Origin of the sequence: Gemella sp. oral taxon 928, from assembly GCF_001553915.1 — a bacterium.
Classification (GTDB): domain Bacteria; phylum Bacillota; class Bacilli; order Staphylococcales; family Gemellaceae; genus Gemella; species Gemella massiliensis.
Genome location: NZ_CP014233.1, coordinates 462,448 through 474,847 on the forward strand (window position 1 = coordinate 462,448; position 12,400 = coordinate 474,847).

A 12,400-nucleotide genomic window follows, 5' to 3' on the forward strand; every position below is an offset into this window, starting at 1 on the left:
TTATTTTTTTAGTTAATAACCTAATTAATAACACTTCGCAAATTTAATCAAATTTGAGAAGTGTTAAATTTTTGAAAATATTCTTTTTTAAAATTAATTTTAAAGTTAAATTTTATCTTAGTTAAAACAGTTTAAACAAGGTATTGCCATAGTATATAGTGTAAAAAAATCAGGATTTAATTTACACTTAAAATAACACATAATATTATAAAACACTGATGACAGAAAAGTCATAAATATCAATCATATAAACCAATATCCTTACTATATGATATAGTATAACATAATAAAATTCATGTGTAAATTAATTCCTACTAAAAAATACACAGAAAGGAAAAATATTTAATAAATTAAGGAGGAAGAATATTTATGATAAAGGCAAAATTTAGGTTGTCTAAACTAAAAAAACTGTTTGTAATAATTTTATCAATTATGGTAATTTTATCGCTTTTTCCAGCTAAAAAAGCTGCGGCTTCGGTAAATGAAGTAAAAGATGATACGGATTTGGCAAAAATCAATACATATAAATTTAATTTAAATATAAATAATGCCACCGTAGTATCAAAATCTGATGCAGTCGAAGAAACGACATTAAATAATCCATGGTATGAAGGAAATTTAAAACAGCTTTCCGGACCATTGCAAAATTTTTCCCTTAAAGTTGATAAAAATAATAAAGGGAATCAGGTTTTTTATAAACCTTTGGAGTTGAAATTTTCAAATGTAGGTGAAGTTTACGGTAAAAAAGTTGATGCATATTTAAAATTTAATAAGGTTACTCTTCATTATTTAAATAATGAAGTAGCTAAAAATGCTCTTGAAAAAGAAGGTAAAACTGCTGTTCCATTTTTCCAACTTTCAAGCTTTTGGGGTGAAGGTGGAAATTTTGAAATAGGAAACCTTATTTATAGTGAGAAAAAATATGATCCATATAAAGATGAAAACCCTACTAATCTTATAAAAGGGGCTTTTTGGAATGATGCAGACATAACAGCTGAATTAAGATATTCAGATGGTTCAAAAACAGATTTAAAATTAGTTATGCGTCCGGCTGATATTGATGTTGTTGATGGTTCTCTTAGAGAAACTTTTTATATTAAAAATTATAGTACAAGTGTTGACAAAAGAGTTATAAATAATAGAAATAAATTAAATCAAGTAACAGAAGGTGATTCAACTTACTGGAAGGCAACCACCACAACAGAAGGTGATGACCAAGAAAATAATGTATCGGGATTAGCCGTACGTTCTGTTGATAATAAATTAAACTTTGGATATCATACAACGATAAACTGCTCAACAGTCTTTGGACTTTTTGTAGAAGGTAAAATTCCGGCACCTAAAAAAACTGTCGATAAACCGCAAGTATTGGCTAAAGCCGGCGAAAAAATTGTTTACACAGGGACATTTAAAGTTCCAACTCCGGGAAAAGATATTATAGGACCGTTAAGTAATTTAAATTTAATAGATAATTTTGATGACCGTTTAGACTTCAAGAGTTTAAAAGTAGATGTAGATGGAAAAACATTAACGGAAAATAAGGATTATACTATTACAACATATGGACAAACGGTTATTGTCAATATGGGAGATGAATATTTGCAACGTGAAAGTGCAGGAAAAGAAATTACTGTTACTTATAATATGGAAACCAATAAAAAAGTAGAAGGAAAAACTTCAGGAATTATAGATAATATAGTAACTTTAAAAGCTGATAACACACTAACACCATCTAATAAAGTAAGAACAACCTTACTTTATAAAAAACTCATGAGTTTATTAGTGGAACTCCGGGCAAAGAATTGCCACAATCTGTTAAGGATTTGACACCAAAAACCGTTGAAAGAATTCCAAACGGTACGGTAGTGCATCCGGATCAACCTACAAAAACTAAAGTTACTGTAAAAGAAGGTAACTGGGTATTTAAAGGGTATGATAAAGAGACACAAACTATAGATGGTCAAGATGTTCACTTTATAGGTAAGTGGGTACTTGAAGAATTTACCAAACCAGTAAAAGATGTTGTAAACGAAAGTAGAACAACAATTAATGGTAAAGCGGTAAAACCTAGAGAAACTCTAACATACACTGTTGAATATAAAAACACAACAGACCAAGATAGAGAAGTAACAATTAAAGACAAAATCCCTGCGTATACGACATATGTAGAAAACTCAGCGGATAACGGTGGTAAATTCGCTAATGGTGAAGTAACGTGGAGTAAAAAAGTAGCTAAGGGAGATAGTTGGAAAGTAACATTTAAAGTAAAAGTAAACGATGATGCCAATGGAGTTGAGGTAATAAACAAAGCTAGAGTAGCCGATGGAGTATTGGATATAGACACCAACCCAACAAATAATCCAACACCGAAAAAACCAGTAAAAGATGTTGTAGATAATAAAGGGACAACAATAAACGGAAAAGTAGTAAAACCTGGAGAAACTCTAACATACACTGTTGAATATAAAAATACAACAGACCAAGATAGAGAAGTAACAATTAAAGATAAAATCCCGGCATACACGACATATGTAGAAAACTCAGCGGATAACGGTGGTAAATTCGCAGATGGACAAGTAACATGGAGTAAAAAAGTAGTTAAGGGAGATAGTTGGAAAGTAACATTTAAAGTAAAAGTAAATGACGATGCCAATGGAGTTGAGGTAATAAACAAAGCTAGAGTAGCTGACGGAGTAATAGATATAGACACCAATCCGACAAATAACCCGACACCGAAAAAACCAGTAAAAGATGTTGTAGACAATAAAGGGACAACAATAAACGGAAAAGTAGTAAAACCTGGAGAAACTCTAACATACACTGTTGAATACAAAAATACAACAGACCAAGATAGAGAAGTAACAATTAAAGATAAAATCCCGGCATACACAACATATATACAAAACTCAGCGGATAACAACGGAAAATTCGCTAATGGTGAAGTAACATGGAGTAAAAAAGTAGCTAAAGGCGAAACATGGAAAGTAACATTTAAAGTAAAAGTAAACAATGACGTAGATGGTAAAGAAATTAAAAATATAGCCCGTACATCAGACGGAGTATTGGATATAGATACCAACCCAACAAATAACCCGACACCGAAAAAGCCGATAAAAGATGTTGTAGATAATAAAGGAACAACAATAAACGGAAAAGCGGTAAAACCTGGAGATATCTTAACATATACAGTAAGTTACACAAATACAACGGGAGAAGACCGAGATGTAACAATTAAAGATAAAATCCCTGAATACACAACATATGTAGAAAATTCAGCAGATAACAATGGAAAATACACAAACGGAGAAGTAGTATGGACTAAGAGAGTAGCCAAAGGTGAAACATGGACAGTAACATTTAAAGTAAAAGTCAATGAAGAAACATATGGCAAAGAGATTAAAAATATAGCCCGTACATCAGACGGAGTATTAGACATAGACACCAATCCGACAACTAATCCGGTACCACCGACAACACCAAAAACACCATTACCAAAAACAGGTAATGAGGCAACAAATGGAATATATGCAGGAGTGGCAACATTATTGGCAGGACTTGGATTAGCATTAAGAAGAAAAAGAAAAGATGAAGAATAGAAATAAACAAAAGTAATAAACGTTTTGGGCTATTAAACAAAACTGATTAAAAAATCAGGAAAAGAAAGAGTGATGGAAAAATTCATCACTCTTTTAATGTTTTGTAACCTTGATTATATTTAGAATATTAACAATAAACTATAAAAAATATTAAGGATAATTCATATGATATAGCTGTATAATTTCTTGACAAAAGTTGGAGTATTAATTATACTATAGATAATTTAATAAGAATTAGTGTTGAAAAGATAAGTAAATTATCTCGGTATAAATAAAGAGAGTTTTTGTTCGGTGAAAGAAAACAAAATATCAGTTAATTGAAAATGGTCTTGGAGCTATAATTATCTAATAGGTGGTTACGTTAATGCACGTTAAAGCATACGGTATTTATAATGTACTGATTAAGGTAAATAATTGTGAGATTATTTATAAAACAGGGTGGTAACACGATAAACTCGTCCCTATTGTAGTAAAATGCAATAGAGATGAGTTTTTTACGTTGCACTTTATAGAAAAATTATCTGTATAAAAAATAGTTAAGGAGAAAAAGTTATGCCAATTTGTATTCAAAATGATTTACCGGTAAAAAATGATTTATTAAAAGAGGATGTTGTGGTAATTGAAGAAAATAGAGCAAAAAATCAAGATATTAGACCACTTAAAATTTTAATATTGAACTTAATGCCAAAAAAAGAAGAAACAGAAAGACAATTACTAAGATTATTAGGAAATTCACCTCTACAAATAAAAGTGGAATTTTTGCATGTAGCAACTCACATTGCTAAAAACACGGCAAATTCATATTTAGAAAAATTTTATACAACATTTTCTGAGATAAAAAATGAGTATTATGACGGTCTTATCATAACGGGAGCACCGATAGAACATTTAAAGTTTGAAGAAGTGGATTATTGGGAAGAACTTAAAGAGATTTTTAAATGGAGTAAAACCCATATATTTTCAACATTAAATATTTGTTGGGCAGCACAAGCGAGTTTATACTATCATTATCGTGTAAAAAAAGAAAAGGTTTCAGAAAAAATATTTGGAGTTTTTGAACATGAAGTTTTAATTAAAAACCATGCGTTGACACGTGGCTTTACAGACGTATTTTTAGCACCACATTCAAGACATACAAAAATAGAAGAAGATAAATTATTGACTATTGATGAATTAGAAATCTTAGCAAAAACAGACAAAGCCGGAACGCTGTTGATTACTACAAAAAATTTAAGAAAAATATTTATAACGGGCCATATTGAATATGAAGCAGATACTTTACACAATGAATATATAAGAGATAAAAGTAGTGGTCTGCCGATAGAAGTTCCATTTAATTATTACCCGGAAAATGATGATACAAAAGAACCTAAAAACACGTGGCGATGTGTAGCATATTTATTCTATCATAATTGGCTAAATCAAGTATATCAACTAACACCGTATGATTTAAAAAACTTAGAAAAATAGTATAAATAGTTATAAAATAAATAAAATTGAGTCAAAAACTCAATTTTATTTATTTTCCTGTTCTTTTTTTTCTTTTTCTGATGAAGAATTTTCATCAGTTAATCCGGAGATTGATTTTTTAAATGATGTAAACATTTTTCCGATTGATTCACCAAGTTCCGGAAGACGTTTCGGTCCAAAGATAATTAGTGCTGCAATAATAAGCACAATAACTCCGGGAGCACCTATATCACGCAAAAAACCCATAGTTATTAACCTCTTTTTTTATAAATATATTTACTAATCAGAACACTTACTTCATAAATTAGTATCAATGGGATAGACATTACAATATCACTTATAAAATCCGCCGGTGTAATAACAACAGCAATAACGATTAAAATAAAATATGCGTAACGCCTGTTTTTTGTAAGAAATTTTGGAGTAACAATTCCAAGAGATGTTAAAAACGCAACAACAACCGGAAACTCGAATAAGATAGCGATTGGTATAGTTGTGTTAATAACAAAAGATAAATAATTTTGTGCTGTCAGCTGAGTATTGAATAAATCATTACCTATTGAAAGCAGTACGTTTAAAATGGCAGGAGTTACCAAGAAAAAACCAAACAATAAACCGACTGTAAAACAGATGAAGACCGCCGGAATGTAAGCAAGCAATGCGCGTGCTTCTCTTCTTTCAAGTGCAGGTTTGATAAACGCCCATATTTGATAACAAGCGAAAGGTATCGTAAATGTAATAGCACAAATACCCGCTAAAGTTAAATATATCCATAGTATATCATTAGGACCTAAAACAATCAACTTATCTTTAAAATTACTCGTTAAAAATTTATAAATATCCGCAGACCATACCAAACTTACAAGAAAGGAGATGATAAAAAACAAAAGGCTTAATATCAATCTCCGTCTAAGTTCCGTTAAATGATCGACGGTTGATACTTTATCACCATATTTCATAATTATACCCTATTTATGTTTAGATTTTTCATAAAGAATACTGGCAACAACTATAATTATATAAATAATCTGTGAACCAAGTACCTCTGTACTCGGATAAATACCTAACCATTCAATAGTGGGAATATGTTCAAGTATATGATTGGAAACCATATTCGTAATTTGTAAAGCATGAACACTTACACCCAACATTTTAAATCCAAGTATGTAAATTAACCAAGAAAGCACAAGAAATACTTTGCTAATAGGTAGTTTGTCGGAAGCTTTAAGCATAACAAAGCCGATAATAATTAAAGCGATGACGGCTAATCCGATTCCTGTCAACAGGCTGGCGGTACTAATTAGCGGCATAATTTCGGCATAGAATAGTATTGTTTCCGCTCCTTCACGAAATACTGCAAGAAAACTTAACGTAAACATTGAAATAAAACTACCGGTAGAAAGCATCAAATTCAGTTTTTTATCCATATAATTTTTCCATGCTTTAACCGATGATTTACCATGTAGCCAAATACCGATACCAATCATCATAACTACGGCAAAAATACCAACAACTCCCTCAATAATTTCCCTATTGGTTCCGGACGCCAAAACAGGGAATGAATATTTTAGTATTACCGCCGCAAGAATACTGGCTAAAATACCGACAATAGCACCCGCATAAACCCAGATTAAACCTTTACGTTGTTTAGCCGCTCTTAATGCACCGGCTAGTGATAAGACGATAACAAGTGCTTCTACACCCTCACGTAACAGAATAAGCATTGAATCGATAGCGTTATAATTAGATTTTGTGTCAATTTTAGAAAGTTCGGTGATTAAATTTTTCAGTTGCTCCTGATATTTAACCTCATCACCTTTAACCATAATAATAGGGGTTTCGCTTTCCACTTTTGTATAAAGTGAGGCATTACGAGTACGAACATCTCCCTCGATAACAGGCCAAACTTCAATAAATTTTTTCATTTTTTGAGAACCTTGGGCTTTATCACCGTTAACAAAGGAGTTATAACTTTCTTCTAATAGTTTAATACCTTGTTCAAGAGTTTTCACATCATTATTTTGTTCTAATTTTTTCCCTACTAAAAAATCATCAAGATATTTTTTTAAATCTGTCAGATACATTTTTGTCGTTTGGTAATCATAAGGTTCGACTTCCATAGAACTACGCAAAAACGACATAGTTGTTTCTATTTTTCCGTAATAAGCAGGTTCTAACGTGCGGAGAATACCTTCATTTCTAACCCAAGCGGCATTGTATTTCACATACTCGGCTTTCATCGTTTCAACATCTTTAGTGTCGATAGCTTTTTCTAATTTATTAAAAGCCGGAAATAATTTTGTTTTAAATGCTTTTTTCTCCGCATCAACATCCAGTGGATTTTGCTCGTTTTCAAAGTTTAGAAGTGCGGTAGAAAGTTCTCTTAGTTGTTCTTCATTAATATTATCTGTCTTAATTGTTTGTTTAACCTTTTTTCCGGCTTCAGAGTCTGAATTTTTAGTAGATTCAAACTCTGTTTTAAATTCTTCAATCAATTTTTTTGCTTTATCATTATCATTATTTTTTAAAGCTGTGGTAGCATCGGTAATTTTAATAAATAATTGACTGTAAGATGTTCTATCTTTTGCCTGAGCGTAGTAACTATAAGGAAGTATCGCACTAAGTACAATGGCAACAGCTATTATTATTTTACTCAAATAATTTTTGACCAATATACTCACCTTCTTTCACTCCACCGAAACAAGCGAATAGACCGCTACCGATATGTGTAATATATTCATTCATTTTGTCCTCGTTCCCTAGACTGTTCTGTATGGTAATAAACTGCTTAGGATCTTTTTGAAATGAAATAAAGAGTAGACCGGATTCAAATTGACCGGTAGTTTCATTAATACCGTCAGAATAAGAGTAAGAACGTCTTAATACTTCGACACCTGTTTTATGTGCCAGATGAACATGAGAATCGGTTGGAATATACGGCTTACCGTCCGAATCTTTTTTATCGAAATCAACGGTAGCAAATTCATCAGTTTCTCCAATCGGTGCTCCGCTGTCTTTGTAGCGACCGAATGTGTGTTCTTGTTCATTTAGGTTTGTTCTATCCCATGTTTCAAGGTGCATTTGTATACGGCGAACAGCTAAATAACTACCGCCATTAAGCCAGTTGTTTCCATCACACCAAACAATATTATTAAATTGTTCTTCTTTTGTAGCATTGGCTGTACTGTCTTTAAAACCGAATAAATTACGTGGAGTTTCTAAACGATTACCGATTGCCGCAAAACCGGATTGGCTCCATCTCATAGTGATAGTAGAGCGTGCTTTTCTTATTAAGTTTCTTACAGCATGAAAAGCTACTTGTTCATCATCGGCACACGCTTGAATACAAATATCACCACCGGTATAACGTTCTTTTAATTGCTCTCTGGCAAAAGGTGGAAGCTCCTTAAACTCATTTAATCCTTTATTTCCAAGATTCATTTTTTTAAGAAAACTTGGACTTATTCCAAAGGTAAGAGTTAAACGATAGGGGTTAAGCCCTACCGTTTCACCTGTATCTTTTGGCGGTAAATAATGGTTTTTAAGAGCGGGTTCAACGAGTTCACCATTTATAAGTTTTTCACTGTATTTAGTCCATTCTTTGAACATATCAATAACATCTTCACGTTTTGTAGAATATAAATCCAAAACAACAAAATATATACATTTTTGCATCGCTGTTGTAATACCGGCTTGATGTTTACCGTAAAAGGTAATTTTTTCATCACCGTCGGCAATTTCACGGTTGTTTTCAGCCTTGTTAGCGAAAAAACCTCCAAGTGCTGAAGCACCGATTACAGCTCCGGCACCGGTCATACCTGCTTTTTTAAGAAAATCACGTCGTGTTATTTTCTTATTTGTCCAATTTTTACCTTTTTCTTCCATACTACTTAGCCTCTTCGTCTAAAATTACACCCATTTGAGAAAGTGGTTCACCTAGTTTTGTAACAGCTTCTGATAATTCTTTAGTATTTTCTTTACTTAATTCAGTGTAAAGTTTGTAATTTTTATCATCAGTTTTATATTTATCTAATAAGTCATTAATAACTTTGAATTTCTCAACTAAGTCAGAAGAAAGTTTGCTGTCTTTTTTCTCAATAAGAGGTTTAAAGATTTTAAAAATTTCTTCCGCACCTTCAATATTAGCTTTAAAGTCATAAAGATCGGTATGAGAGAAAATTTCCTCTTCACCGGTAATTTTTTGTGTAGCTACTTCATTTAGTAAGTCAACAGCACCGGTTACCATTAAATCAGGAGTAACATCAACGGTTGCAACTTTAGCTTTTAGTTCTTTAATATCTTTAACCAGTTGATCAGCATATTCTTCAGTACCTTTAGTCGTATTTTTTTCCCACATGATTTTTTCAATTCTGTGGAATCCTCTCCAACCTTCTTCTGTTTTATTCTCTTCTAAATAATCAGCAAGACGGAAGTCAATATTAACGTCTAATTCACCAAAACTTTCAGCGATAGGCTCAGAACGTTCATAAGCCATACGAATTAACGGATATTGTTTTTTAGCTTCATCTAAATTGCCGGCTTTAAGTGCTTCGGCAAATTTTTCAGTATCTTTAAGAAGATTATCCACTTGACCTTCAACATATTTTTTATAAAGATCAGTAGCCTGTTTTAGCTGTTCTTTTGTACTCTTAGAGGTATCAACCTGTTCGGTTTTATTTTCCTCTTTTTTCTGTTCAGTCTTGGCAGAACATCCGCTAATAACAATAGCACCGGTCATAATAGCTAAAAATAATTTAGATTTTTTCATAATAATTACTCACTTTCATATTTTATATAAATTTGTATCTACTGAAAATTATAATCTCTATCAATTAGAAAGTAAAGTAATTTTCAATAAATATAAAAAAGTTTACCAAGAGGAAAGAAAATTAATAAAAAAGATAAAAAGTTTTAAACTATATTATATTAAAAAATAAATAATTCATAGTTCAAAGGAGCTTATAGTAGATAATTTTTAAAAATTAAGGTAGTTGTTTTTAATAAATTTAAAAAATAAAAATTTAGAATAGATAATTTCATAGAAAGAAAAAATTCATATATAACATTTTTTTTAAAAAATTACCAAAAGGACAATAAAAGTCCATATGAAAATATATAATAAATAAGTAAGGACGAATAAAAAATATTTTTTAATTTTTAGCTTGACATTATCAATATTTGAATATATATTATAGTGGTGGAAAATACAGTTGTATATTTAGAAAGAGGGGTAGGAAAGTGAACGATTATTTATCACAACATAAGAGTTATAGGGTACTGGATATTTTTGATAGGTTAAAAAATAATGAATCGTTGACGAAAAAATCTTTAGCACAAGAATATAGAGTTAGTGAAAAAACTATTCAACGGGATATTGAGGAAGTGCGACAGTATATTTTTGATAAAAAAGAAAGATACGGCGATGTGAGTATCAACTATTCACGAGCAAAAGAAATATATGAAATAAAAGATGATATCAGCAAAAACTTGAACGAAAAAGAAATATTAGCTGTTTCAAAAATAATTTTGGGAAGTAGAGCATTTAATAATAGCGAATTGAAATTATTATACGATAAATTAATCGCTCAATTACCTAAGATTTTACAAAAGAATGCCAAGAGTATTTTAGATAATGAAGTATACCATTATGTACAACCGCAGCATGGAAAGAAACTTTTGGATTTGATATATGACTTATCTGTAGTAATAAGAGATAGTAAAGTTATAAAGTTTAATTATACAAGAATGGATGGTAAAAAAACTAAAAAAGAAATGTTACCGGTAGCTATAATGTTTTCGGAATATTATTTTTATTTAATAGCATTTGATAAAAAAGATGAAGAAAAAATTCCGATTATCTTTAGAATAGATAGAATGAGTGAAATCAAATATACAGATGAAAGTTTTTATATTCCGTATAGAGATAAATTCGAAGACGGAGAATTTAGAAAGAGAATTCAATTTATGTATACAGGAAAACTTAAAAAAGTAAAATTCAAATTTAGTGGAAAATCATTAGAATCCATCTTAGACAGACTACCGACAGCTAAAGTATTAAAATCAGAAAATGGTATACATATAATTGAAGCAGAAAGCTACGGCAATGGCATAAACATGTGGCTTAACAGTCAAGGTGAAGATGTTGAAATATTAGAAGAAAGAGAGGTGTAGGGGGATGAATAGAATAATAGGAATTTTGATGAATGAAGCTGTAAAAAGACCATTAAGAATAAGAGATGCAAAAAAAGCTATTTTTTGTCTGTCGATGTTGAGAATAATAAATAGTATATCTAAATTAAAAGGAGGAAAAAGATGAAAGAATAATATCAAAAATTAATAAAAATAAATAAATACTATTCAAAAGGAGAATTAATTTAACAATGGAAGAAAAAAATATATATATTAAAACAGGTGAAGAATATATTAGTAAAGCTTTAACATTACCTTATGTAAAAATTAATAGAAGAGAATTTTTGTATGATACTTTTAAAAACGAGAGTTCTAATAAAATAGAAGAATATATAAAAACAGGAAATGTAGAATTATTTTCACGATATTATATAGATAGATTAGCAAAAAAAGTAATAAAAACAGAAACAAATCGTTCGTCGGCAGCAGCATTTGCAACCGGTCTTCCAGGAGGATATGCAATAGCTGGAACTATTCCAGCAGATATATTACAAAATTTAGCTCATAGCTTAAGATTAGCGCAAAAATTAGCTTATCTTTACGGAGAAAATGATTTACATGATGCTAGTGGTGTACTACAAGAAAATGGCTATAATACGATTATTGCATATTTTGGAGTAATGTTAGGTTCCTCATCGGCAACAGCAGCAATAGGATTATTTTCAAAAAATTCACCTAAAGAAATAGTAAAAATCTTGAATAAAACAGCTGTAACAAAAACAGTATGGTACCCAATAATAAAATCGGTAGCCAAATTTTTTGGTATAAAAGTTACGAAAGGCGGTTTAGGAAAAGTAGTTCAAAAATCAATTCCTGTAGTCGGTGGATTTATATCAGGTGGAATTACTTATGTAAGTCTTAGTAAATCAGGTGAAAATTTAAGACAAAGATTGAGTGAAGTTACTTATGATTATTCAGAGAAAAAAGCACAAAAAGATTTAGATATAGTTCAAGGAGTAGTGAGAGATTATGGGGACGAAGAGAAAGTTGTAGAAAATAATATTTCAAGTGAAATATAAAAAATATAGTAATGACTTCAGAGCAATAGTATTTGATGTATTTTGTTTTGAAGTAGGTTACTCTTTTCTTGGTGGAGTAGTATAAAATGAGAAAGTTAAACATTAGAAATATATGAAATTTACATG

Annotated in this window: 10 protein-coding genes; 5 read left to right on the plus strand and 5 right to left on the minus strand. The window is 30.7% G+C overall.

Annotation, left to right across the window (positions count from 1 at the left end):
* The first annotated feature begins 369 nt into the window (after positions 1-369).
* The 3 genes from AXE85_RS02055 (at position 370) to AXE85_RS02065 (ending at position 5,066) form a co-directional block, all read left to right on the plus strand.
* A complete protein-coding gene (locus AXE85_RS02055) occupies positions 370-1,827 on the plus strand; it encodes an Sgo0707 family adhesin (protein ID WP_062172895.1) in 1,458 nt (485 codons plus the stop codon).
* Positions 1,803-3,596, plus strand: a complete 1,794-nt coding sequence (locus AXE85_RS02060; RefSeq protein WP_082729113.1) for an SHIRT domain-containing protein — start codon at positions 1,803-1,805, stop codon at positions 3,594-3,596. The genes AXE85_RS02055 and AXE85_RS02060 overlap by 25 nt, the downstream gene beginning before the upstream one ends.
* Before the next feature lie 552 nt (positions 3,597-4,148).
* Positions 4,149-5,066 (plus strand): homoserine O-succinyltransferase, encoded by a 918-nt coding sequence (locus tag AXE85_RS02065; RefSeq protein WP_062172899.1) that lies wholly within the window; start codon positions 4,149-4,151, stop codon positions 5,064-5,066.
* Positions 5,067-5,111: 45 nt separating this feature from the next.
* Here the strand turns inward: AXE85_RS02065 and AXE85_RS02070 are convergent, their stop codons facing one another.
* The 5 genes from AXE85_RS02070 to efeO are packed head-to-tail and all read right to left on the minus strand — an operon-like array spanning position 5,112 to position 9,834.
* Positions 5,112-5,312: a twin-arginine translocase TatA/TatE family subunit gene (locus AXE85_RS02070; RefSeq protein ID WP_062172901.1), complete on the minus strand. Its 201-nt coding sequence runs from the start codon at positions 5,310-5,312 to the stop codon at positions 5,112-5,114.
* A gap of 5 nt (positions 5,313-5,317) precedes the next feature.
* Complete coding sequence (gene tatC / locus AXE85_RS02075) at positions 5,318-6,025, minus strand: twin-arginine translocase subunit TatC (protein WP_062172903.1); 708 nt, start codon at positions 6,023-6,025, stop codon at positions 5,318-5,320.
* 9 nt (positions 6,026-6,034) lie between these two features.
* Positions 6,035-7,747 (minus strand): FTR1 family iron permease, encoded by a 1,713-nt coding sequence (locus AXE85_RS02080; protein ID WP_231723796.1) that lies wholly within the window; start codon positions 7,745-7,747, stop codon positions 6,035-6,037.
* A complete protein-coding gene (gene efeB, locus AXE85_RS02085) occupies positions 7,716-8,951 on the minus strand; it encodes an iron uptake transporter deferrochelatase/peroxidase subunit (RefSeq protein WP_062172905.1) in 1,236 nt (411 codons plus the stop codon). The genes AXE85_RS02080 and efeB overlap by 32 nt, the downstream gene beginning before the upstream one ends.
* 1 nt (position 8,952) lies before the next feature.
* Positions 8,953-9,834: an iron uptake system protein EfeO gene (gene efeO, locus AXE85_RS02090; RefSeq protein WP_062172907.1), complete on the minus strand. Its 882-nt coding sequence runs from the start codon at positions 9,832-9,834 to the stop codon at positions 8,953-8,955.
* A 470-nt stretch (positions 9,835-10,304) separates the two neighbouring features.
* Between efeO and AXE85_RS02095 the strand changes: the two genes are divergently transcribed.
* Entirely contained in the window at positions 10,305-11,237 is a 933-nt protein-coding gene (locus AXE85_RS02095; protein WP_197415959.1) for a helix-turn-helix transcriptional regulator, read from the plus strand.
* Positions 11,238-11,446: 209 nt separating this feature from the next.
* A complete protein-coding gene (locus tag AXE85_RS02100) occupies positions 11,447-12,274 on the plus strand; it encodes a hypothetical protein (RefSeq protein WP_072520128.1) in 828 nt (275 codons plus the stop codon).
* The last annotated feature ends 126 nt before the right edge of the window (positions 12,275-12,400 follow it).

Bases quoted from the DNA above. Each gene is read 5' to 3' on its own strand.
- AXE85_RS02100 (WP_072520128.1), top strand. From the start codon at position 11,447: ATGGAAGAAAAAAATATATATATTAAAACAGGTGAAGAATATATTAGT.
- tatC (WP_062172903.1), bottom strand. From the start codon at position 6,025: ATGAAATATGGTGATAAAGTATCAACCGTCGATCATTTAACGGAACTT.
- AXE85_RS02065 (WP_062172899.1), top strand. From the start codon at position 4,149: ATGCCAATTTGTATTCAAAATGATTTACCGGTAAAAAATGATTTATTA.
- efeB (WP_062172905.1), bottom strand. From the start codon at position 8,951: ATGGAAGAAAAAGGTAAAAATTGGACAAATAAGAAAATAACACGACGT.
- efeO (WP_062172907.1), bottom strand. From the start codon at position 9,834: ATGAAAAAATCTAAATTATTTTTAGCTATTATGACCGGTGCTATTGTT.
- AXE85_RS02070 (WP_062172901.1), bottom strand. From the start codon at position 5,312: ATGGGTTTTTTGCGTGATATAGGTGCTCCCGGAGTTATTGTGCTTATT.
- AXE85_RS02055 (WP_062172895.1), top strand. From the start codon at position 370: ATGATAAAGGCAAAATTTAGGTTGTCTAAACTAAAAAAACTGTTTGTA.